This window comes from Halobellus sp. EA9 (assembly GCF_051195055.1).
GTDB lineage: Archaea > Halobacteriota > Halobacteria > Halobacteriales > Haloferacaceae > Haloquadratum > Haloquadratum rubicundus.
Genome location: NZ_JBNTJW010000004.1, coordinates 190,371 through 212,528, shown reverse-complemented (window position 1 = coordinate 212,528; position 22,158 = coordinate 190,371). Strand labels below are relative to the sequence as shown.

Annotated in this window: 17 protein-coding genes and 1 tRNA gene; 8 read left to right on the top strand and 10 right to left on the bottom strand. The window is 69.7% G+C overall.

Translation table 11 applies throughout. From position 1 onward, the window contains the following. Positions 1–4: 4 nt before the first annotated feature. The 3 genes from ACQUQ0_RS07195 to ACQUQ0_RS07185 form a co-directional block, all read right to left on the bottom strand. Entirely contained in the window at positions 5–2,533 is a 2,529-nt protein-coding gene (locus ACQUQ0_RS07195; RefSeq protein WP_435184159.1) for a DEAD/DEAH box helicase, read from the bottom strand. Between the two features lie 119 nt (positions 2,534–2,652). Beyond that, positions 2,653–2,826 carry a hypothetical protein gene (locus ACQUQ0_RS07190; protein ID WP_435184156.1) on the bottom strand — a complete coding sequence of 58 codons (174 nt, stop codon included), beginning with the start codon at positions 2,824–2,826 and terminating at the stop codon, positions 2,653–2,655. Between the two features lie 96 nt (positions 2,827–2,922). Beyond that, positions 2,923–3,165 (bottom strand): ferredoxin, encoded by a 243-nt coding sequence (locus ACQUQ0_RS07185; RefSeq protein ID WP_435184153.1) that lies wholly within the window; start codon positions 3,163–3,165, stop codon positions 2,923–2,925. A gap of 117 nt (positions 3,166–3,282) precedes the next feature. On the opposite strand from ACQUQ0_RS07185, the gene ACQUQ0_RS07180 reads away from it, so the two are divergent. The 5 genes from ACQUQ0_RS07180 to ACQUQ0_RS07160 all read left to right on the top strand — a co-directional run bounded on the left by ACQUQ0_RS07180 (position 3,283) and on the right by ACQUQ0_RS07160 (position 9,390). Then, entirely contained in the window at positions 3,283–5,769 is a 2,487-nt protein-coding gene (locus tag ACQUQ0_RS07180; RefSeq protein ID WP_435184150.1) for an ATP-dependent DNA helicase, read from the top strand. 13 nt (positions 5,770–5,782) lie between these two features. Then, positions 5,783–6,277, top strand: a complete 495-nt coding sequence (gene cgi121, locus ACQUQ0_RS07175; RefSeq protein ID WP_435184149.1) for a KEOPS complex subunit Cgi121 — start codon at positions 5,783–5,785, stop codon at positions 6,275–6,277. A gap of 175 nt (positions 6,278–6,452) precedes the next feature. Next, on the top strand, positions 6,453–7,022 hold the full coding sequence (locus tag ACQUQ0_RS07170; RefSeq protein WP_435184148.1) for an ArsR family transcriptional regulator: 570 nt from the start codon (positions 6,453–6,455) through the stop codon (positions 7,020–7,022). 134 nt (positions 7,023–7,156) lie between these two features. Beyond that, positions 7,157–8,878 (top strand): Nramp family divalent metal transporter, encoded by a 1,722-nt coding sequence (locus tag ACQUQ0_RS07165; RefSeq protein ID WP_435184145.1) that lies wholly within the window; start codon positions 7,157–7,159, stop codon positions 8,876–8,878. Further along, positions 8,875–9,390 (top strand): hypothetical protein, encoded by a 516-nt coding sequence (locus tag ACQUQ0_RS07160; RefSeq protein WP_435184142.1) that lies wholly within the window; start codon positions 8,875–8,877, stop codon positions 9,388–9,390. The genes ACQUQ0_RS07165 and ACQUQ0_RS07160 overlap by 4 nt, the downstream gene beginning before the upstream one ends. Before the next feature lie 31 nt (positions 9,391–9,421). On the opposite strand, the gene ACQUQ0_RS07155 is transcribed toward ACQUQ0_RS07160, so the two are convergent. The 6 genes from ACQUQ0_RS07155 to ACQUQ0_RS07130 form a co-directional block, all read right to left on the bottom strand. Further along, positions 9,422–11,629, bottom strand: a complete 2,208-nt coding sequence (locus ACQUQ0_RS07155) for an LUD domain-containing protein (protein ID WP_435184139.1) — start codon at positions 11,627–11,629, stop codon at positions 9,422–9,424. Further along, positions 11,626–12,138 carry an LUD domain-containing protein gene (locus ACQUQ0_RS07150; protein WP_435184136.1) on the bottom strand — a complete coding sequence of 171 codons (513 nt, stop codon included), beginning with the start codon at positions 12,136–12,138 and terminating at the stop codon, positions 11,626–11,628. The genes ACQUQ0_RS07155 and ACQUQ0_RS07150 overlap by 4 nt, the downstream gene beginning before the upstream one ends. A gap of 29 nt (positions 12,139–12,167) precedes the next feature. Next, positions 12,168–15,215 carry an FAD-binding and (Fe-S)-binding domain-containing protein gene (locus ACQUQ0_RS07145; RefSeq protein ID WP_435184134.1) on the bottom strand — a complete coding sequence of 1,016 codons (3,048 nt, stop codon included), beginning with the start codon at positions 15,213–15,215 and terminating at the stop codon, positions 12,168–12,170. 131 nt (positions 15,216–15,346) lie between these two features. After that, positions 15,347–17,065, bottom strand: a complete 1,719-nt coding sequence (locus ACQUQ0_RS07140) for an L-lactate permease (RefSeq protein ID WP_435184132.1) — start codon at positions 17,063–17,065, stop codon at positions 15,347–15,349. Between the two features lie 577 nt (positions 17,066–17,642). Then, positions 17,643–17,715, bottom strand: a tRNA-Gln gene (locus tag ACQUQ0_RS07135). A gap of 85 nt (positions 17,716–17,800) precedes the next feature. Continuing rightward, a complete protein-coding gene (locus ACQUQ0_RS07130; RefSeq protein WP_435184130.1) occupies positions 17,801–18,742 on the bottom strand; it encodes a CPBP family intramembrane glutamic endopeptidase in 942 nt (313 codons plus the stop codon). A 162-nt stretch (positions 18,743–18,904) separates the two neighbouring features. Here ACQUQ0_RS07130 and ACQUQ0_RS07125 point away from each other — a divergent pair, with 162 nt between their 5' ends. Both ACQUQ0_RS07125 and ACQUQ0_RS07120 read left to right on the top strand, forming a co-directional pair. Further along, a complete protein-coding gene (locus tag ACQUQ0_RS07125) occupies positions 18,905–19,486 on the top strand; it encodes an IMP cyclohydrolase (protein ID WP_435184128.1) in 582 nt (193 codons plus the stop codon). A gap of 131 nt (positions 19,487–19,617) precedes the next feature. Continuing rightward, positions 19,618–20,277 carry a metallophosphoesterase family protein gene (locus ACQUQ0_RS07120; protein WP_435184127.1) on the top strand — a complete coding sequence of 220 codons (660 nt, stop codon included), beginning with the start codon at positions 19,618–19,620 and terminating at the stop codon, positions 20,275–20,277. Between the two features lie 37 nt (positions 20,278–20,314). Here the strand turns inward: ACQUQ0_RS07120 and ACQUQ0_RS07115 are convergent, their stop codons facing one another. Then, positions 20,315–21,493 carry an aspartate kinase gene (locus ACQUQ0_RS07115; protein ID WP_435184126.1) on the bottom strand — a complete coding sequence of 393 codons (1,179 nt, stop codon included), beginning with the start codon at positions 21,491–21,493 and terminating at the stop codon, positions 20,315–20,317. 214 nt (positions 21,494–21,707) lie between these two features. On the opposite strand from ACQUQ0_RS07115, the gene ACQUQ0_RS07110 reads away from it, so the two are divergent. Next, entirely contained in the window at positions 21,708–22,151 is a 444-nt protein-coding gene (locus tag ACQUQ0_RS07110; RefSeq protein WP_435184124.1) for a hypothetical protein, read from the top strand. Positions 22,152–22,158: the final 7 nt, after the last annotated feature.

Here is a 22,158-nt window from a genome sequence, read left to right as displayed (position 1 = left end):
CCCGCTACTCGTAGTCGCTGCCGACGACCTCGCGGATCCGCTCGGCCGTCACCTCGCCGACGCCGTCGACTTCTCGGAGGTCGTCCTCGCGCGCGGTCATCACGCCCTCGACGGTCCCGAACTCCTGTAAGAGCGACTGAGCGGTCACGGGGCCGATGTCCGCGATCGACGAGACGACGTACTCCTGCTGTTCGGCGAGGGTCTTCGCGCTCTTCTCGCCGTGGACGCTCACCGTCCGGTCGCGCTCGCCCTGCTCGCGCTCGGCGATCGTCAGGAGGAGGTCGGCGGTGTCGTCCTCGTCTCTGGTCCGGAGGACGCTCACGTCGAAGTCGACCGCCAGCGACGCGAGCGCGCCCCGGATCGCGCCGGGGTGGACGTTCCGCTCCTCGTAGAGGCCGTCGCCCTCGACGATCAATACGGGCCGTGCGTACGCGCGGGCGAGGTCGCCGATCTGCTCGAACAGCGAGCGCTCGCCGTCCAGGAGCGTATCGAGGAAGTCGCTGACGGACTTCCGCTCGACCGCGACGCGATCGGAGAGGACGTAGTCGCCGACCGCCAGCGTCTCCAGGCGCGTGCGGACGCCGTCGCGCTTCGAGAGGTCCTTCGCGATCGCGGCGTCGAGTTCGCGCTGGTCGACGACGATCTCGGTCTCGTCGGCGTCGTCGCCGGCGGTCGCGACGATTCCCTCCGAGTCGTCTTCCTCGTCGGCTCCGTCGTCGCCGGCCTCGCCGTCGGCGCTCTCGTCGCCGTCTCCCCGCGCCCGCTCGATCTCCTCGTCGGTGGCGCCGAAGTCCGTCAGCCCCGCCTGGCCGTCGGTCCGAGCGCCCGCGGCCGATTCGGTGCCGCCGTCGCTTTCGGCGTCGTCGTCCGCGGATCCGCCGCTCGGCCCGGCGTCGGTCGCCGATCCGCCGTCCGCGTCTTCTGGCTCGCTCTCGACCGCACTCTCGTACGCGTCGAGCGCCCCCTGCGGCGGATTGAGTTCGGACTCGATGTCGCCCGCGACGCTCTTGAGCTCCCGGAGCTCGGACTCCATCTCCTTCTCGCGCCGCCGCGAGATCCAGAAGTACGCCTCGTCGCGGGTGTCTTCGGCCAGGAGCACGACGACTCGGCCCTCCGCCTGCCGGCCCGTGCGGCCCTTCCGCTGGATCGACCGGATCGCGGTCGGCACCGGCTCGAAGAAGCACACGAGGTCGACTTCGGGGACGTCCAGGCCCTCCTCGGCGACCGAGGTCGAGACGAGCACCTCGAACTCCCCGTCTCGGAACGCGTCGAGGGTCTCCTGTTGCTCCTTCTGGGTCATCCCCTCGGAGCTCTCCTTGTCGCCCTGGCCGACGAACTTCTCCACCGCGAACGACGCCGAGAGGAACTCCGTCAGCGCTTCGGCGGTGTCGCGCGACTCCGTGAAGACGATCACGCGCTCGCCGCCCTCGATGCCGAGCGTCTGGGCCAGCAGGATCCGCGCGCGCGAGAACTTCGGGTGCGTCCCGTCGAAGGACTCCGCGAGCTTCATCGCCTCTCGCACTCGGGGCTCGGCGACGAGCCGCTGGCTCGCCTTCGACGCGCCCGACGAGCGCGCGGCGTTGCGCTGGCGCTCGAAGTACCTGCGGACGGACTCGACCGACTGGGTCTCGACGAGCTCGACCGCCCGCCGGAGCTTCATCACTTCCGCGTGGGTGGACATCCCCTTGTACCCCTCCGACTTGTCGGCGTTCATCAGCTCCTGGAGCTTCCCGCGCATCTGATTCAGCTGCTTCTGGGAGACGTCGGGCTGGGTCGTGTTCGTCACCCCCAGCTGCTTCAGCTTCCCGAGGCGGTCCTTGATCACCTCGTTGAGGGCGTCTCTGATCTGCAGGATCTCGTCGGGGAGCTCGATCCGCTCCCACTCGACGGAGGTGTCGTGGGTGTACTCGTCGACGTCGGCGTCGTCTTCGGTCATCACCTCGACCTCGGTGATCCCGAGGTTCCGACACACCGTCAGGATCGCGTCCTTGTCTCCGCCGGGAGAGGCGCTCATCCCGGTCACGAGCGGCGTTTCGGCGTCCTCGTGGTAGCGCTCGGCGATGTAGACGTAGGCGTAGTCGCCGGTCGCGCGGTGGCACTCGTCGAAGGTGAGGTGGGTGACCTCGGCGAGGGAGATCCGGCTGCCGACGAGGTCGTTCTCGACGACCTGCGGCGTCGCGACGACGACCCGCGCGTCGTCCCAGGCCTCGGCCCGGTTGTCGGGGCTGATCTCGCCGGTGAAGACGACGATCTCCTCGTCGGGAGCCGCGAGCGCCTCGCGGTAGAACTCCGCGTGCTGCTGGACGAGCGGCTTCGTGGGCGCGAGAAAGAGCACCTTGCCGCCGTGCTCGTCGAGCCGGTCGGCCGTCACGAGCAGGCTCACCGTCGTCTTGCCGAGCCCGGTCGGAAGGCAGACGAGCGTGTGGGCGTTCCGCGCGGTGCCCGCGAGTTCGAGCTGATACCGGCGCCGCTCGATGAACCCGGGGTTCAGGAGGGGGTGATCGACGTACGCGGGATCGTCGGTGGCCGCCATCACGCCCGATTGGGCGCGGTCGCTGTTAAGCGTTCGCCGGCGGGAGTGAAAGTGAAATCGGCCCCGTAGGCCCGATCACGCTCGTGATCGCGGGCCGAACGGGAAGTCGAGACGTGCCGTCACCGATCGGCGTCCGAACCGAACTCGTATCCGAACGTGTCGGCGGCCTCGCCGCCCCGGAAGGCCTCCGATCGGCCGTTCGCATCGTCGGCGTCCTCCACGGAGTCCGGCAGGGAGGCGCCGACGAGGTCTGCCCACTCCGAGAGGTTCTGATTGTGACGTCGGTGGCTCATAGTTCTCTCAAGTGGGAATCTCTCCAGCATCCTATATAACGATTGTGCTGGATCCACCTGGTCGGGAACGCAGCCCCGGCTCGCCTTCGATACCGGTCAGACGACCCGTTCGCCGTCGTCGTCGTACAGTTCGATGGCGTCGACGGGACAGGCGCGGGCGGCGAACTCGGCGTCCAGTTCCTCGCCGTCGGGCACCTCGAGTTCGAAGAGGTCGTCGTCGACCTCCGTGGCGCCCGCGAGGTCGGCCTTGCCCGCGTCGAGGTCCTTCTCGAAGGCGTCCCACTCGTCGACGCACTGGAACATCCCGATGCACGTGTCCCGGTCGAAGCGAATCTTCATACTTCTCGTTCGGCGACGGGGACCATATCCCTGGCGACGGCGCGGGTGCGACGCCTGCCCTCGATCGAGCGCCCCGTCTCCGACAATTTAAACGCGAGAACGGCGTAGCCCGGGTAGATGCATCCGGCGGACGTGCCCGAACTGCCAGCGGGGGTCGCCGACCACCTCCGCGAGGAAGGGATCGAGGAGCTGTACCCGCCCCAGGCCGAGGCCGTCGAGGCCGGCGTGACCCGCGGCGAGAGCCTCGTCGCCGCCGTTCCGACCGCCTCGGGCAAGACGCTCATCGCCGAGCTCGCGATGCTTTCGAGCGTCGCCCGCGGGGGAAAAGCGCTCTACATCGTCCCCCTCCGCGCGCTCGCCTCCGAGAAGAAGGCCGAGTTCGAACGCTGGGAAGCGTACGGCTTCGACGTCGGCGTCTCGACGGGCAACTACGACTCCGACGGCGAGTGGCTCGCCTCCCGCGACATCGTCGTCGCGACCTCCGAGAAGGTCGACTCCCTCGTCCGCAACGGCGCGGGCTGGATCGACGACCTGACCTGCGTCGTCGCCGACGAGGTCCACCTCGTCGACGACGCCGAGCGCGGCCCCACCCTGGAGGTCACGCTCGGGAAACTGCGGACGCTGAACCCCGGCCTCCAGATCGTCGCCCTCTCGGCGACTGTCGGCAACGCCGACGTCGTCGCCGAGTGGCTCGACGCCGAGCTCGTCGAGTCGGCGTGGCGGCCGATCGACCTCCGGATGGGGGTCCACTACGGGAACGCGATCACCTTCGACGACGGGAGCCAGCGCGAGGTCCCCGTCGGCTCGGGCGAGCGCCCCACGGCCGCGCTCGTCGACGACGCCCTGGCCGGAGACGACGGCGCCGACGGCGACGACCAGGGCTCCTCGCTCGTGTTCGTGAACTCCCGGCGGAACGCCGAGGCGGCGGCAAAGCGCCTCAAGGACGTCACGGCGACCCACCTCACCGACGACGAGCGCGGCCGGCTCGCCGAGCTCGCGACCGAGATCAGGGACGTCTCCGACGCCGAGACGAGCGACACGCTCGCGGACTGCGTCGCGAAGGGCGCGGCGTTCCACCACGCCGGCCTCGCGCCCGAGCACCGCTCGCTCGTCGAGGAGGCCTTCCGCGACCGCCTCGTCAAGTGCGTGTCGGCGACGCCGACGCTCGCCGCCGGCGTCAACACGCCCAGCCGGCGGGTGATCGTCCGCGACTGGCGGCGCTACGACGGCGAGTTCGGCGGGATGAAGCCGCTCGACGTGCTGGAGGTCCACCAGATGATGGGCCGGGCCGGCCGGCCGGGGCTGGACCCCTACGGCGAGGCCGTCCTGCTCGCGAAGAATTCGGAGACCAGAGACGAGCTGTTCGAGCGGTACATCTGGGCCGACCCCGAGCCCGTCCGCTCGAAGCTCGCCGCCGAGCCCGCGCTGCGGACGCACGCGCTCGCGACGGTCGCGTCCGGCTTCGCCCACACGCGCGACGAACTGCTCGAGTTCTACGACCGGACTCTGTACGCGACCCAGACCGACGAATCGGGCCGCCTGGAGCGAGTGACCGACGACGTCCTCGCGTACCTCGACCGCAACGGCTTCGTAGAGCGCGAGGACGGCACGCTCACCGCGACGGGGATCGGCCACACGGTCTCGCAACTGTACCTGGATCCGATGACCGCCGCCGAGATCATCGACGGCCTGGAGTGGGCCGACGCCAACCGCGGCGAGATGGTGCGGGCGCTCGGGGACGGCGGCTCGGCACCCTCGGCGGCCGAAGGCGACGACGCCGCGGCCGACTCGGGTTTCCAGCGGGCGAGCGAACTGGCGTCGGGATCGCTCGACGAGTCGAGCGACGGATCGGACGGCGATGCGGCCGGCGACTCCGCCGACGATTCGGACGTCACCTACCCGACGGCGCTCGGGCTCTTCCACCTCGTCTCGCGCACGCCGGACATGTACCAGCTCTACCTGAAATCCGGCGACCGCGAGGAGTACACCGAGGTCTGCTACGAGCGCGAGGCCGAGCTGTTGGGGCGGACGCCCTCCGAGTACGAGGACGTCCGCTTCGAGGAGTGGCTCTCGGCGCTGAAGACGGCGCGGATGCTCGAAGACTGGGCCAGGGAGGTCGACGAGGACCGGATCACGGAGCGCTACGGCGTCGGCCCCGGCGACATCCGCGGCAAGGTCGAGACCGCCGAGTGGCTGCTGGGCGCGGCCGAACGGCTCGCGGGCGAGGTCGGACTCCCCGCCGTCCCGGTCCGGGAGGCCAAAAAGCGCGTCCAGTACGGCGTCCGCGAGGACCTGCTCGACCTGGCGGGCGTCCGGAACGTCGGCCGCAAGCGCGCCCGCCGGCTCTACGAGGCCGGGGTCGAGACCCGCGCGGACCTCCGCGAGGCCGACAAGTCGACGGTCCTCCGCGCGCTCCGCGGGCGCCGGAAGACCGCCGAGCGGATCCTCGAAAACGTCGGCCGACAGGACCCGTCGATGGACGACGTCTCCGAGGGTGCGGGCGACGCGTCGGCGTCCCTCGATTCGTCGTCGACGTCCGCGACCGACTCGGACGACGCCGACGCCGACCCGGAAGCGCAGTCCAGCCTGGGTGATTTCGGATGAGCGGGAGGGAGCGATGAGGCTCGTCGAGGGCGCCGTCGCCGTCGACGACGTCGACGCGTTCGTCGCCGCGCTGGCCGATGTCGCCGCCGACACGGGCGCGACGGTCCAGGCGTTTGACGCCCGTTACGTCGTGAGCCGCCGGCACCTCGAACGCGCGGTGGAACTGGCCGACAGGGCGATCGAACGCGGCGAGAACGTCGCCCGCGACCGCGCCGTCGAGATCCTGCTGTACGCCGCGGGACGCCGCCAGATCACCGACGCGCTCGAACTCGGGGTCTCGGAGGGAGAGAACCGCGCCGTCGTCCTCGTCGACGGCGGCGACGAGACGGAGGCGGCGGAGGCTGTCCGCTCGCGGATCCTCGACCGCTCCGAACCGACGCTCGGCGACTACGACCCCGACCGCGTCCGCGAGTTCTTCGCGATCACCGACGCGGAACTCGACGCCGTCGACGGCGACGTCGAGGCGCTGGTCCTCGAGCGGGTGGCCCTGCTGGTCGTCGAGAAGTAGCGCTCCCGAGCCGAGCGGACCCACCAACCCCTCCGTTTCAACTGGAGATTCTCCTATGTCAGTCTCGCTGCGGGGACTCCCGCAGTGATCGACGGGATCGAGGGTCGCGATCACCGGGACACGGTGAGAGCAGTCAGTATCAAAGTACATTACAGATGCGCGTAAACGGGGCCGTATGTCCCAGACGGCGACGGACAGCGGCTCGAACGGTAGTGAGGAGTTCTCGCTGGAGGCCGTCCTCGCCGTCTTCCGCCAGCGGAGCGACCGGGCGCGTCCGCTGACGGCCAACGACGTGATGGACAGCCTGGGCTGTTCGCGCCGGACCGCTCACAACAAACTCAACGCGCTCGTGAAGCGGGGGTCGCTCGCGACGCGGAAGGTCGGTGCCCGCGGTCGGGTGTGGTGGGTTCCCGTCCCCGACGATTCCGCACCCGGTGGGGTGGACGCCCGGTCGCAACCCGACCGCGACCCGGAGGTCGAAGCCGAGATCGCGTCGGCGGACATCCGGGGTTCCGGGGAGACGCTCGCCCGCCGGCGGGAGGCGCTGCGGGCGGCCTACGACTACCTCAGCGAGAACCCCGACGCGACCGAGACTGAGTTCCTCACCGAGGTGTTCCCGGAGCATCCCGCGGGGTTCAAGACCGCCGACAAGTGGTGGGCCGTGATCGAGCCGGCGCTGAAGGACCTCCCGAACGTCGACGTCGCGGAGGACCGTGAACACGTGTGGCACTACCTCGGCGGGTGAGGCCGCGGGACCGCTCGGGTCGCCGACGCACGGTGAGCGGCGGGCGACCCCCCGACGACGATGACGGAACTGCGCTGACCCGGACCTGTTCGAACTGGTGGACTGATAAACTGATGAACTGATGTGAGATCCCGATGTCCGATACCGACTCCGCGTCTCGCGACGACGTGTACGCCTCCTCCGAGGAGTTCGACGGTCTGACGTCCTCGTATACACCGGTCGCCTACGACAACCTCGATCCGGCACCGGACGGCGACGCCCACCCCGAGGAGGGTACGGGCGGCCGGCTCAAACTGCTCGACCTGCCCAAGGTGCCGAAACTCAAGCACGTCGTGGGACCGAGCGCGATAATGCTCGGCGCGTCGCTCGGCAGCGGCGAGACCCTGTTCTGGCCGCAGTTGGTCGCCACGTACGGGTGGACGCTGTACTGGGTCTTCATCCTCGGCGTTCTCGTCCAGTTCGTCCTCAACACCGAGATACAGCGCTGGACGCTCGCGACCGGCGAGAGCGTCTTCCGGGCGATGGGCCGCGTCCACCCGGCGATCCCGCTCGCGTTCCTCGTCGGCGGGTTCCTCAGCCTCGGCTGGCCCGGCTGGGCCGCGAGCGCCGCCAAGGTCGGCGCAGCCGGCCTCTCGCTCGGCACCTACAGCGTATTCGACGTCGCGGTCCCGGGCTGGCGGATCCTGGGGATCGCGCTGATGACCCTGATCTGGCTCACATACCAGCTCACGCCCCTGATGTACAACGTCGTGGAGCGGTTCCAACTGCTGCTGGTTGTCCTTTCGATGGGGGCCGCGCTGCTGCTCTTCGCCCTCCTCGGCTCCCCCGCAGCGCTCGCGGGGCTCCCGGCGACCCTGACTGCGCCGGGGGCGACGCCGCCGACCACGGCCGTCGCCGTCCTTTTGGGAGCCATCGCGTACGCCGGCGCCGGCGGCTACCTCAACCTCTCACAGAGCCTCTGGATCCGCGAGAAGGGCTACGGGATGGGTCGGTACCAGGGTCGGATCAAGAACCCGTTCGCCGGCGACGATCCCGAGACCGTCCACGAGAACGGGTTCTCCTTCGTCCCGGAGTCCCCGAACCTCGAGCGCTGGCGCGGCTGGTGGCGCGTCACCCAACTGGAGCACCTCCTCACGTTCGTCGTCGGGCTGATCGTCATCACGACGGCGATGGTGACCGTCGCCGTCAGCCGGGCGGCCGGAACCGAACTCGGCGGGGTCGATATGTGGCTCGTCGGGATCGCGCCGACCGTCGGTCCCCTCGCCACCGCGCTCATTTACCTCACCCTCTTTCTGGCGCTCTTCACGACCGAGTACGCGATCATCGAGTCGTTCGTCCGCAACAGCTCTGACGTGATCTACGAGCTGTACGGCCGCGACGCCGGCTGGCGGCTCCCGCGGCTGTTCTGGGGGCTGTTGACCGTCTTCTGCGGCTGGGGCGTCCTCATCCTCTCGCTCCCGATCGAGGTGGAGAACCCGTTCAACCTCCTCGTGATCGGCGCGGCCCTCTCGGGGCTGATTATGTGGCCCTACACCGTCGTCGTCCAGCTGATCAACGCCCGCCGCCTGCCGGCACACACCGCCCCCGGGTGGGGACGCGCGGTCGCGATGTGGTTCGCCGCCGGCTTCTTCGGCTACTTCAGCGTGCTCCTCGTCGGCACGTTCGCCGCCGAGTGGCTCGGCGTCGCGTCGCTCGCGGTCTCGACGGCAGTGCTCGGGAGCGCCCCCGGCGGCTACCTCCTGTGGCTCGGCTACGGGCTCGTCCAGGCCTTCGTCGTCGTGCGCGTCGCGCGGGCGAAGCTCGGGCGCCGCCGGAGCGGCGGAGCGGCGGCGGACGACCGGGGGCCGTTCCCGTGAGCGCGCCGCGGCCGCGGGTCCGGGTACACCTCCACTACGCGATGACCGGGAGCTACCCGCTCAGGCTCGTCGATCTGCTGTTCTGCGAGCGGCGCGTGCTGGTCGTGGAGTACGACTACCTGACGGGGTTCGACCTCGCGACCGGGAGCGCTGACGGGCGGGCCGCGGCCTTCGCGGCGACGCTCGACGACGACGGACTCGCCGCGGCTCGGGCGGCGGCCGAGCACGAGTACGCCGTCGACTACGCCGACGTCGACCGGGTGGTCGTGTACGACGGCGGCCGGTTCGGTCGCGAGAAGGTCGTCCTCGACCGCACGGACGCGCCGCCGGTTCGGGTCCGGGTCCACGGCGACGTCGACGTCGAGGCGCTGTGTGCGGCGCTCGAATCCACGCTCTCGACGCGCGCGACCGTCGTCGAACGCAAATCCGGGGCTGGGATTCGCCTCCGCGAGCGCCTCCGGCGACTCGGGCGCGCTGGCCGCCGTCGGCTCCGCGGCCTCGGACGACGCTGATCCGTCCCAGTCACACCCACGACAGCCGGTATCAGTCCCCGGGCGCGAGCAGCTCGATGGGGTGTCGGCTCGGCCGCGACAGCAGGTCGTCTAGTTGGTCCAGACACGACGTGCCGCTCGCGACAACCGTCCGATCGGCCGTCTCCTCAGTGCGGAACTGGTCAGCCAACTCCTCGCCGACGGCGACGCTCACGTCGTGGTACTCCTGCTTGTAGCCGAAGCTGCCGGCCATCCCGCAGCACTCGACGTCGGAGGTGACGACGTCGAAGCCGCGGTCGTCGAGGACGGCCTCGGTGTAGCGCTCCACGCCGAGGGTCCGCTGCTGGCAGTGGCTGTGGTAGGCGACCCGTTCCCCGTCGCCGTCGGCGAGCCGACTTCCGTCCGCGCCGTTCGCGAGGAGGCCGTAGACGTACTCCAGCAGCTCGTAGCTGTTCGCCGCGAGCGCCTCGTAGCGCTCCCGGTCGAGGAGCTTCTCGTACTCCCGCTGGAACAGCGCGTGGTCGCTGGGCTCGATGACGACGACGTCGTAGCCGGACTCGACGTACGGCACGAGCGCGTCGGCGACGACCTCGGCGCGCTCGCGAGCGGTCGCGACCATCCCCTGTGACAGCGGGGCGCGCCCGCTCGCGCTCGCGTCCGGGATCCGGACCGCGACGCCGAGCGCCTCCAGTACCCGGACCGCCGCCCTGCCGCGGTCGACCTGCATATGGTTCGTGTAGAGGTCCGGAAACAGCACGACGGTCCGCTGGGCGTCCGCGACGTCGAGGCCGTCGCGCCCTGCGGCCCACTCGCGGAACGTCTCCCGCTCGAACGCGGGCAGGTCGCGGCGGCGGTCGAGGCCGACGAACCGCTCGCCGAGTCGCCCCGCGAGTTCGGTGCTCGCCACCCAGTTCGACAGCGGCGCGGTCGCGCTCCCGAGCCGGGCCAGCGTACCGAAGTTGCCGAACAGCCGCTTCTGGAGGTCGAGCCCGCCGGGCTCGGCGTCGGGCGTGAGTCCCTCGACGAGCCACTCGGTCGCGCTCTCCTCGCCGATCTCGCCGCGGTTGATCCGATCCCTGACCACGGTGTTGATCCACGGGATGTCGATCTCGACCGGGCAGGCGTTCACGCAGCGCGAACAGCCCGTACAGAGGTCGTTGAACTCGCCGGCGACGTCCAGCCCCTCGACGCCGGCCTCCCAGCCGGTGGCGATGCCGCCGGAGTAGGTCTCCCCGCCGAAGACGTGGCCGCCGACCTGCTGGAAGTTGGCACAGGAGTTCGAACAGGCCGAACACCGGATGCAGTACAGCGTCTCCCGGAGGTCGTCGTCGTCGCGCATCGCCAGCCGGCCGTTGTCGACCAGGACGAGGTGGAACTCGCGGTCGTCGGCCGGCCCGAGCTCGTCGCCCTCGAAGTCGAGCGTCGGCGAATCGACCGGCGGCGTCAGGAGCGAGATGTAGGAGGTGATGTCCTGGCCCGTCCCCGAGCGGCCGATGAGTTCGACGAACGGCGCGAGGTCCTCCACCGAGGGGATCACCTTCTCGACGCCCGCGATCGCGACGTGGGTGTCCGTGGCGGTCACCGTCTTGCGCGCGTTCCCCTCGCTGGTCACGAGCGCCATCGTCCCCGAGTCGGCGGTGAGGAAGTTCGCGCCCGTGACGCCCACGTCGGCGTCGGCGATCTGCGCGCCCAGTCTCTCGCGGGCGAACCGGGTGAGCTCCTCGGCCGTCTCGAGGGGTTCGTCGGGCTCGAACCGCTCGTTGAACAGCTCGGCGATCCCCTCCCTGGACTTGTGGATCGCGGGCGCGACGATGTGGCTCGGCGCCTCGTCGGCCACCTGCAGGACCCACTCGCCGAGGTCCGTCTCGACGACGTCGACGCCGTCCGTCTCGAGCGCCTCGTTCAGTTCGAGCTCCTCGGTGGTCATCGACTTGCTCTTGACGACGCGCTCGGCGTCGGCGTCGGCGGCGACCTCCCTGACGTACGCGTTCGCGTCCGCGGCGTCGTCGGCGACGTAGACCTCGCCGCCGTTCTCCTCGACGGCGTCTCGGAGGTCGTCGATCAGCTCCGGGAGCCGCTCGATGGCGTCCTCCTTGATCTCGCGGGCCTCGCGCTTGAGCGCCTCGTAGTCCTCCAGGTCGGCGACGGACTCGTAGCGGCCGTCGTTGAACCCCTGGGTGTTCTCCGCGACGGCTTCGCCTTCGGTTTCCAGGATGTGGCGAATGCGGTCGGCCTTCGATCGGCGTTGGTTCGCGGTCATCGGTCGACGAGGACGGCGTGGACGGTCATCGGGCCGTGCGCTCCCTTGACCAGCGCCCCCATATCGGCGGTGGCGCTGGGGCCGGTGGCGACGATGGCGTCGTCGCGCTCGGCGCGGAACCGATCTCCGAGCTCCGAGAGCGCCTCGGCCATCCCCCCGACGACGTCGTCGACCGCGACGACCGCGACGTGCTGGTCGACGAACAGGCTGGCGGGTTCGACGCCGTCGGACGTCGCCGGGAGGACGAGGCTCCCGTAGTCGGCGATGCCGAGCGAGGCGTGGGTCACCCCCGTCGTCGCGCGTTCGAGCTCCCCCGGCGACCAGTCGGTCTCGACTGCGTCGGGCAGTTCACCCAGTCCGTCGGCGAGGGGAACGCCGACCGCGGGACCGTCGAGCGCGGCCGCGACGGCGTCTGCCACCCCGTCGGGGTCGGTCCGCGTGTGCGATACGTCGAAGTCGTCCAGCCGGTCGCGAAACCGGCCGAGCGTCGTGTCTGTCGTGGTTGCCATCTTCTCACACCTTCGATAATGTCTATTGTTTATGAGCTGCCGCTCCTAAGCGCATCGGCGAGCGCGGTCGCCGGATGCAGCGGTTCGCCGCCGCCGGGGCGGTCCCCCAGTTGGGTCCGACAGGACGCGCCGGGGGCGACCACCCGGTCGCCGTCGCTCTCTTCGACCTGGTCGTAGAGAATCTCGCCGATGGCCCTGCTCATCGAGTAGTGTTCGGCCTCGTAGCCGAAACTGCCGGCCATTCCGCAACAGCCCGAATCGAGGGGGTCGACCTCGTAGCCCGCCCGGCGGAGGGCCCCGACCGCGTGGTGGTCCTTCGCCGTCGCCTTCTGGTGACAGTGCCCGTGGTAGGTCAGCGACCCCTCGGCGTCCCAGTCGGCCGCCCCGACCAGCCGGTGAGCGTCGAGGTACTCACAGAGGCCGTAGCTGTGCGCGGCGATCCGCTCTGCCCCCTCGTGGTCGCGGCCCAGCAGGTCCAGGTAGTCCGTCTGCGCCATCACGGCGTCCGAGGGTTCGACGAAGACGATCTCCCGGCCCGCATCGACGTGGTCCTCCAGCCGAGCGACGTTCTCCCGGGCGATCCCGCGGGCCTTGTCGAGCATCCCCAGCGAGTAGGCGGGCCGGCCGCTGTCGCTGGTGTCGGCCACCGCGACGTGCGTGCCGGTCGCCTCCAGCACCTCGACGGCGGCCCGACCCACGGCGGGGCGCGTGTAGTTCGTGTACGCGTCGACGAACAGGACGATCGACCGGTCCGCCGCGGACTCCCGAACGCCCGGGTCCCGGGCCGCGGCCCAGTCGCGGACCGTCTCCCCGTGGAGGGTGGGCGTCTCCCGCTCGCTGGCGATGCCGACCGTCTTTTCGAGCAGCCAGTCCGCGCCGGGCAGCGACGACAGCGCGTTGGCCAGGGGCGCGACGCGGCTCCCGAGCGCGAACAGGCTGTCCACGTTGGCGAACAGCCGGTCCTGGAGGTCGACGCCGTGTTCCTGGTGATGAGCGTGGGTCACCTCGGCCTTGAGCTTCGCCAGGTCGACCCCGCTCGGGCAGTCGTGCTTGCAGCCCTTGCAGCCGATACAGAGGTCGAGAACCTCGGAGACGAACGCCTCGTCGGTGGGGTCGTCGGGCAAATCACCGCTCATCGCCTGCCGGAGCGCGTTCGCGCGCCCCCGCGTGCTCGTGATCTCCTCGTCGGCGGCGCGGTAGGTCGGACACATCACCCCGCCCGTCGTGTCCTGGTACCCAGTACAGCCCGCACAGCCGTGGCAGAGCTCGGTCATCCCCTGGAACCCGTTTTCGTTGTTCCAGTCGAGCTCGGGGTCGAAGGGGACCTCGAAGTCGTATTCCGGGTCGAACCGGAGGTCCTCGGTCATGTCGGTCGGTCCGTCCTCGTCCCCGCAGACCTGGCCGGGGTTGAGGATCCAGTTCGGATCGAAGGCGCGCTTCAGCGATCGGAAGGTCTCCCAGAGCCCCCTGCCGTAGAACTTCTCGTTCCACTGGGTGCGGGCGCGGCCGTCCCCGTGTTCGCCGGAAATCGAGCCGTCGTACTTCATCACCAGATCTGTGACGCGGTCGGCGATCCCCTCCATCGTGTCCACGCCGTCCTGGGTCTTGAGGTTGATCAGCGGGCGGATGTGGAGCACGCCCGGGCCGGCGTGCGCGTAGTAGGACGCGAAGGTGTCGAAGTCGTCGAGGATCTCGCGGAAGTCGGCGACGTACTCGGGGAGGTGTTCGGCGGGAACCGCCGTGTCCTCGATGTAGGGGTAGTGCTTGTCGTCGCCGGTGTTCGAGAGCAGGATCGGGAGCCCCGCCTTGCGCATCTTCCAGAACTTCGCCTGGCGCTCGTCGTCGTACGCCTCGAGGACGTCCACCGCCACCGGATCGGCGTCCGTCACGTCGCTCGCGCCGTCGCTCGGTCCGCCGGCCGCGCGCTCGTCGGGCACCCGATCGGCGATCAGGTCGGCGACCTTCCGTCGCGCGTCCGCCTCGGAGTCCGCGTAGAACTCCACCAGGAGCGTCGAGTCGGTCCCCTCGGGGAGCAGTCCGGCGACCGCCGCGAACTCCTCGGTGTCGCGGGCCATATCGAGGAAGACGTCGTCCATCACCTCGACCGCCGACGGGTCGTGTTCGAGGATCGGGGCCACGTCCCGCATCGCGTCGAGGACGTCGTCGTAGGCGAGCATCGCGACACTCGTCGTCTCCGGGATCGGCTCCAGGGAGACCGTGGCCTCCGTGACGACGGCGAGGGTTCCCTCGCTGCCGGCGAGCAGTCGACCCAGGTTCACCTCTCCCCGCGTTTCGGCGTCCTCGACGAGCACGTCCAGGTTGTACCCGGAGACGTTGCGCTTGAGGTCGGGATAGCGCTCCCGAACCGCCGCGGATTCCTCCTCGATCACGCGACGGACCTCGTCGTAGATCCGCGCCTCGAGGTCCCCGGCCGGGTCGGCGGCGGCGTCGAGTTCCGCGAGGTCCATCCACCCGAACTCGGTGACGGTCCCGTCGGCGAGCACGGCCGTCACGGACTCGATGTAGCCGTCGGCCTTCTCGTACTTGAGCGAGTGGGCGCCCGTCGAGTTGTTGCCGATGCAGCCGCCGAGGACCGACTTGTCTCCCCAGGCGGGGTCGGGGGCGTACTTCAGTCCCTCGGGCTCTACGGCCGCGTTCAGTTCTGCCAGCGTGATCCCGACCTGGGCGCTGGCCTCGCGGGCGTCGGGATCGACGCCGAGGAACTCGTCCATGTGTCGCTTGAAGTCGAGGACGACGGCCTCGTTGACCGTCTGCCCCGCCAGGCTGGTCCCCCCGCCGCGCGGGAGGACCGGTATCTCCCGCTCGTTGCAGTACGAGACGACGCTCGCGACGTCCTCGGTCGTCTTCGGCCGAACCACGCCGATCGGCGTGACCTCGTAGATGCTCGCGTCGGTGGCGAACAGCTGCCGCGAGTACTCGTCGAACGTCACGTCGCCCTCGATTCGATCCGCGAGGGCCGCGGCGAGATCGGGGCGGGCGATTCGGCCGTCCGCGTGGTCGTAGTCGGCCCGCCCGTCGAGGTGCGGGTCCGGACGCTCATCCGGCTCCGATGCCATATCTCTCACCAAACACCGAACACCAATAAAATACACGAATTTACTGTTTTTAGAAGTAATACTGGATAAATGTAGTATATTCTAACGGAGGCAAAAAGACATAGCGTCGAACGTCGTGAGGGTCGACCCGGTCAGAACGGTATCGACCCTCCCGGCGCGACGTACACGAAGATCAGACCGAGGAGCCCGGCCCACAGCGCGAAGATGACCGTCGGGACGATCGTCTTGCGCATCATGTCGCCCTCGCGGCCGGCCACCCCGGCGACGCCGCCGATGGCGGCGAGGTTGAGCACGGAGATCATATTCCCGATGCCGCCGCCGGTGTTCTGCAGCGCGACGGTGACTGTCTGCGAGATGCCGACCTGTCCGGCCGCGTTGTACTGGAGCACGCTGAACAGGATGTCCGAGGAGGTGTTCGACCCGGTCATGAACGCGCCCAGCGCGCCGATCCACGGCGAGATGATCGGGAGCAGGCCGCCGGCGATCGTCGCGAGCCCCCGCGAGAGCGCCTGCATCATCCCGATGACGTCTGCGGGGTTGACCTTCGACTGGATCATGATCTGGGTCATCGAGACGGCGACGATGAGCGTCAGCGCCGGCACGATCGTCTGGTCGACGGACTCCCGCCACGCGTCGCGCATCCCGTCGACGTCCATCCCGTGGAGGAAGCCGGTCAGGACGGCGATCGGCAGGAACGGGAACGTCCCCGGCAGGTAGAGGTAGCTGATCGCCCAGTGGAGTTGTTCGTACCCGAGGACGTCGAAGCCGACGGTGAACGAACTCACCACGTCGACGATCTGCCGGCCGCCGATCGTGAGCGTCGGCCAGCGCGTAATCAGGAGCAGGGCGGCGACGAGGAGGTACGGCGTCCACGCGAGCAGGACGGGCATCTCCTTGCTCGGCTTCTCGACCGCGATCTCGTCGAGGTCGAGGCCTCCGCGCCAGGTGTCGTTCCACGTCGAACTGTCGGGGAAGTCCCACCGGTCCTCCGGAACGAGTACGTCCCTGTTCGCCATCACCATCCCGATGCCGAGGACGACGAACCCCGCAGCGATGTCGGGCAGGGCGGGTCCGATGAACCAGGCGACGGCCCACTGGACGCCGCCGGCGACGATCCCGAGCACGAACGCGAACGGCGCGACGGGGGCCGCCGTCCGAAGCGCGCCCCGGACCGAGCGTTCGCCGTCGTCGCCGAACCAGTAGATCAGCAGGACGACGCCGAGGAAGCCCCAGAAGACGTACGTGACTCCCGTTATCACGCCGGTCCAGGCGCTGACCATCTCGAGGAACTCCGAGACGGCGACGCCCTGCGGGAGGAGCCCGTCGGTCATCACGGCGCCGACGCCGCCGAGGATCGGCGTGCCGGCGGCGCCGAACGGCGGGTTCGGCGCGTTGAAGAACAGGCCGAAGACCGCCGCCGCCAGCGGCGGGAACCCGAGGCCGATGAAGAGCGGCGCGGCGAGCGCGCCCGGCGTCCCGAACCCGGCGGCGCCCTCGATGATCGTCTCGAACCCGAGGCCGATGAGGAGCAGTTGCACGCGGCGATCGGACTCGATCTGCGTGAAGTACCACCGGATCGTCGAGATGGCGCCGCTCCCGTCGAGGTAGTTCATCAGGAGGATCGCGCCGAAGACGATCAGGATGATGTTCACCGCCTGGAGCGCGCCGAAGACCGCCGAGGCGACCCACCAGCTCGGGTTCATCCCCCAGATCGTCAGTCCGAGCGCCGTGGCGAGCACCCACCCGACGCCCATCGCGCGGACCGCCGACCACCGCAGGCCGACGAGCAGGACGAAGGCGACCGCGATCGGGACCGCCCCCGCGACCGCGAGCGTGGCCGTGCTAACCATCCGTCGCCGTCACCTCCGTCAGCCGGCAGTCATCGGAGCGTCTCGGTCCGTCCGTCGTGGCTGAACCTGGTGTTCCACGGTTCATACGCCGCCGGTTGCAAACATTCCGTTTTATAATGTGATTACGTTTTATTTCCCTTCGGATATTAGACAACCGAATGAGAAACGAGAATAGACATTCTACGAAAATTTGATTAATTATTTCAGAAGAAATTTAGTACAAAAAACGCCGCATTTCGCGGTATCGTTACAGTTGTGTGCATTCGGGGACGCGGGAATACACTCAACTGAACCGCCGGACGCCGCGACGTTCACTGGTATTCACACAACTGTAATCGACGGACTGAGTCGGGTTCGGAACAAACAGGCCGAACTGATCACGGGGGGCTCGCCGACGGAGCGTCGCGACGTGGGTTGCGGCGTCGCTCGCGCGCACTCCGCGTGCGTCGGACCCGCGACCCGGCGACGACGGGTCCGGAACCGAGGTCCGGCCCCTGCTCGCACTCCGCAGAGGCGACTCCGCTGACGGCGGCATCCGAACGAGCCGCTACTGGTCGTTCCGGACGACCGAGAAGAGTAGTCCCACCAGGATTCGAACCTGGGTCGAAGCCCCCAGAAGGCTCCAGGATTGGCCACTACCCCATAGGACTGCGCAACTGTGCGTAATCCGTGGCTCCATATGAGTGTTGCGAAGTCGGGTCCCGCGGGCGGCAAATCCCGGCCTCGACGGGGCGTTCACCCCCGCGTCGACCCGTCGGACTCGGAGCGCTCGCCGCCGAGAGTCGACCGCGATAGGTCGGGCGTCCCGACGACCGCCAGCGCCGCCGCCGCGAGCCCGAAGGCCGCGATGCCGCCGAGGCCGACGGGGCTCGCCACCAGTTCGTCGAGGAGCGCCGTCTCAGCGGCCGCGTAGGCGGTGACGATCCCCGCGGCGGCGTTGAAGACGCCGTGGAAGGCGGCCGCGGCCAGCACCGACCGCGCCCGGAGGCAGACGTAGGTGTAGAGCGGCGAGAACGCCACCGTCGCGGCCGTCATCGCGAGGACGCCGACCAGCGGGAACGACGGATAGTTGTAGCCGTCGAGGATCACCGGCGCGTGCCAGAGCCCCCAGCAGACGCCGATCAGGGCGCTCGCCCGCCAGAACCCCAGCGGCGCGAGCTCCCAGAGCAGATAGCCCCGCCAGCCGGCCTCCTCGCCCAGCGCGAAGGCCGCGTTGACGGTCATTCCGAGCCCGAGGACCAGGCCGGCGACCGCGACGACCCCGACGGCCCCGGACGGGAGTCCGACGCCGGGCGTCGGATCCGCCGTCGGATCGAACGCCACCCCGGGCATCGCCACCGCCACCCCGAGCGTGACGACGACGAGCGCGAGGGCCGCCACCGCGGCGGCGAGGTACCAGCGGAGGCGGCCGATCCGCCCGCCGATCTCGTCGAGCGAGACGTCGCTCCGGAGCATCGTGACCGCGGCGGCGACGAGCGGCGTGAACACATACACCGGCGCGACGGCGACGAGCCGGACGCTCGCGACGCGGGCGGCGACGACGAAGCCGACCACGAGCGCGAGGAGCGTGCCGAAGAACGTCGCGAGCCGCGAGGTGTCGATCGCTGCGGGGACCGATTCGGTCGTCGTGTCGGCGGTGCCGCCGCCGGTCGGTTCGGTGGAGGGTGCGGAGGGCATCGGTTCGAACCGTTGACAGGCGGAGTCAAGAATGTTGGTGCGATCGGCCGCGCAGGCGGCAGAGGCGGTACCGGCGGCGTTCGCGGGGGCCCGTCGCCGTCCGACCAGCGCTTTCGTGTACATTCCATCACCTATTTACCGGCCTCTTGACCACGTTCGTGTATGTACATCGGACGGTTCGTGATCGTCGCGCCCGACTTCGGCGCCTACCGCGTCTCCTCCCGCTCGTTCCCCAACCGCCGGATCGCAGACCGGGACGGCACGCTCACGGTCGGCCCGACGCCCGACGCGCCGGAGAACGACAACCCCTACGTCTCTTACAACTGCGTCCGCGAGGGCGGCGACGCGGTCGTGGTCGGCAACGGCTCCCACGTCGACCCGATCGCCGAGAAGCTCGACCTCGGCTACCCCGCTCGCGACGCGCTCGCGACCGCCCTCCTGGCGCTCGACTACGAGAAGGACGACTACGACACCCCGCGCGTCGCGGGCGTGATCGGCGACGACTCCTACGTCGGCATCGTCCGCCGGGACGCGCTCGTCGTCGAATCGGTCGCCGAGCCGACCCTCGTCGCCACCTACGAGGAGGACGAGCCGACCCCCGTCGACTTCGCCGGCGACGCCTCGGCGGACCCCGCCGAGATCGCACGGCGCGCCTACGACCTCGACTACGAACACGCCGTCTGCGCCGCGGGCGTCACCTACGACGGCGGCGACGTCGCCGTCGGCTTCCACAACGGCGAGTGACGGGCCGCCGCGGGGATTTCCCGAGACCCCGCCCGGGACGCCTGTGCGGACCGGGCTCGGGCGCGCTCCGATGCTGCCCTCCCGCCGCCGGCGGACCCACCCTTTTGCCGCTTCCTCTCGTACGCTCGCGTATGCAGGTCGCGGTCATCTCCGACGTCCACGCGAACAAAGTCGCGCTCGATGCGGTCTTCGAGGACCTCCCGCCGGTCGACGCCGTCGTCTGCGCGGGCGACGTCGTCGGCTACAACCCCTGGCCCGCCGAATGCGTCGCGGCCGTCCGCGAGCGGGCGATCCCGACGGTGATGGGCAACCACGACCGCGCGGTCGCCTCGGGCACGGCCTTCCGCTTCAACTCGATGGCGGCCGCCGGCGTCGACTACGCCCGCGAGGAACTCGACGACGACGCGCTCGCGTGGCTCGCGGACCTCCCCGACGACCGGACGGTCCTCGACGACCGAATGAAACTCGTCCACGGCCATCCCGACGACCCCGACCGCTACACCTACCCCGAGGAGTTCTCGGCGCGGATGCTCGGATCCGAAGACGTCCTCGTGACCGGTCACACCCACGTCCAGGGCCACGAGGTATTCGACGAGGGGATCGTGATGAACCCGGGTAGCGTCGGCCAGCCCCGCGACGGCGACCCGCGGGCGGCGTACGCGGTCGTCGACCTCGACGACCTCGCGGTCGAGGAGCGGCGCGTCGAGTACGACGTCGACCGCGTGGCGGACGCCGTCACCGAGGCCGGGCTCCCGGATCGGATCGGCGAGCGGCTCTACGAGGGGCGGTGAGCACGCGCGGCGGCAGGTCGCGCGGCTGAAGACCGCGTCAGAACTCCTCTTGGACGATTTCGAGCGTCTCTTCCCTGTCGTCCCACGCGACGAAGATCGCCACCGACGTCGCGGAGGTGATCACGTCGTGGATGTTGATGCCGGCCTCGGAGATCGGCTTGACGATGTCGAGGATGACGCCCGGCCGGTTCGGCAGCTCGCCGCCCGTCACGCGGATCACGGCGACGTCGTCGTCGACCGTCACCGACGAGAGCGTCTGGTCGTCGACGACCTTCGAGTGCAGGAGGTTCTCGGCCTCCTCGGCGCGGTCCTCGCCGACGTAGAACGTGATCGAGTCCATCCCGGAGGCGACGGCGTCGATGTTGATGTCGGCGTTCCGGAGCGCCTGGGAGAGGTCCGCGAGGATGCCCGGGCTGTTCCGGATCGCCCGGCCGGCGACGGTGAGACACGCCAGCGGCTCGTCCTGCATATCGATGAGGTTCTCGAACTCGCCCTCGATGAGCGTCCCGCCGGTGAGGAGGTCGCCGTGCTGGTAGTGGACGACCCGGACGTTGAGGCCGCCGTGCTTGTAGGTCAGCGCCGACGGCGCGACCACCTCGGCGCCGCGGAACGAGAGGTTCCGGAGCTCGTCGACGGTGATCCGGCCGACGTTGCGCGCGCCCTCGACGACGTGGGGGTCGCCGGTCATCACGCCCTCGACGTCGGTCACGATCACGACCTCGTCGGCGTCCATATACCGGCCGAGCATCACGGCCGTGGTGTCCGAGCCGCCGCGACCCAGCGTGGTGATCTCGCCCTCGTGGTTCTGTGCGAGAAAGCCCGTGACGACCGGGACGACGCCGTCGAGGTCCTCCGCGAGGGCGGCCGCGCGGCGCTGTGTCTCCTCGACGTCGACCTCGCCGAGGTCGTTCGTGATGACGGGCCAGTCCTCCGAGCCGGGCTCGACGAACATCGCGTCGACGCCCCGCGCCGCGAGCGCGGCCTTGAGCATCCGGACGCTGGTCCGCTCGCCCATCGAGACGATCTCCGCGCGGTCGCGGTCGTCGGCCTCGAACTCGATCTCGTCGAGGAGGTCGTCGGTCGTGCTCCCCATCGCGCTCGCGACGACGGCGATCTCGTGGCCCTCCTCGACGGCGGCGGCGATGGAGTCGGCGGCGCGGTTGATCCGGTCGCCGCTCCCCAGCGAGGTGCCGCCGAACTTCGCGACTACGCGCACGGTCGGTCCTCCCCTGCTCGGTCCTGGAACTGCGAGTGGTGCGTCGTCATTGTCGAGGGATTGCGTGGGGTAGTGTAAAATCTTGTCTCCCGGCCCAACGGTTGCCGAATTTCTGTCCTCCTACGCGTTCGGTCCGACTCCCTCGGCACACCGCGGCCTCGCCGCGGTTCGGTCCGCGGCGTCCGTTTAAGTTCCTCCGGCCGAATATCGAGGTATGGACGTCACGATCCGGGACGCCGTCGAAGCCGACGCCGAGACGCTCGGATCCATCGTGGACCTCCCCGCGGACGCGCTCCGGAACGTCGTCCACGACCGGACGGTCCGCCTCGCGGTCGCCGACGAGTCGGCGGCGGGTCCGAACGCGGACGTCGCCGAGGGCAACGAGGAGGCCGTCCTCGGGTTCGTCGCCTTCGACGTCCGCGACGGCACGGTCCACGTGACCCAACTGGCCGGCGACGAGGGGGTCGCAGAGCGACTGCTCGCCGAGCCGATCCGCTTCGCCGTCAACGAGGGATTCGACGTCGAGTACGTGGTCACCCGCTCGGACGAGGACGCCGAGGCCGCCGCCAGGGCCGCCGGCTTCGACCCCGTCGGGCCGGGGCCGCGGTTCGACGGCGAGCCGACGACCCGGTATCGGTTCCGCCCCAACGGCGACTGACCGGAGA

Coding starts and splice junctions, on each gene's coding strand:
- ACQUQ0_RS07180 (WP_435184150.1), top strand. CDS start 3,283: ATGCATCCGGCGGACGTGCCCGAACTGCCAGCGGGGGTCGCCGACCAC.
- ACQUQ0_RS07195 (WP_435184159.1), bottom strand. CDS start 2,533: ATGGCGGCCACCGACGATCCCGCGTACGTCGATCACCCCCTCCTGAAC.
- ACQUQ0_RS07150 (WP_435184136.1), bottom strand. CDS start 12,138: ATGGCAACCACGACAGACACGACGCTCGGCCGGTTTCGCGACCGGCTG.
- ACQUQ0_RS07165 (WP_435184145.1), top strand. CDS start 7,157: ATGTCCGATACCGACTCCGCGTCTCGCGACGACGTGTACGCCTCCTCC.
- ACQUQ0_RS07155 (WP_435184139.1), bottom strand. CDS start 11,629: ATGACCGCGAACCAACGCCGATCGAAGGCCGACCGCATTCGCCACATC.
- cgi121 (WP_435184149.1), top strand. CDS start 5,783: ATGAGGCTCGTCGAGGGCGCCGTCGCCGTCGACGACGTCGACGCGTTC.
- ACQUQ0_RS07125 (WP_435184128.1), top strand. CDS start 18,905: ATGTACATCGGACGGTTCGTGATCGTCGCGCCCGACTTCGGCGCCTAC.
- ACQUQ0_RS07145 (WP_435184134.1), bottom strand. CDS start 15,215: ATGGCATCGGAGCCGGATGAGCGTCCGGACCCGCACCTCGACGGGCGG.
- ACQUQ0_RS07120 (WP_435184127.1), top strand. CDS start 19,618: ATGCAGGTCGCGGTCATCTCCGACGTCCACGCGAACAAAGTCGCGCTC.
- ACQUQ0_RS07190 (WP_435184156.1), bottom strand. CDS start 2,826: ATGAGCCACCGACGTCACAATCAGAACCTCTCGGAGTGGGCAGACCTC.
- ACQUQ0_RS07185 (WP_435184153.1), bottom strand. CDS start 3,165: ATGAAGATTCGCTTCGACCGGGACACGTGCATCGGGATGTTCCAGTGC.
- ACQUQ0_RS07140 (WP_435184132.1), bottom strand. CDS start 17,065: ATGGTTAGCACGGCCACGCTCGCGGTCGCGGGGGCGGTCCCGATCGCG.
- ACQUQ0_RS07130 (WP_435184130.1), bottom strand. CDS start 18,742: ATGCCCTCCGCACCCTCCACCGAACCGACCGGCGGCGGCACCGCCGAC.
- ACQUQ0_RS07170 (WP_435184148.1), top strand. CDS start 6,453: ATGTCCCAGACGGCGACGGACAGCGGCTCGAACGGTAGTGAGGAGTTC.
- ACQUQ0_RS07110 (WP_435184124.1), top strand. CDS start 21,708: ATGGACGTCACGATCCGGGACGCCGTCGAAGCCGACGCCGAGACGCTC.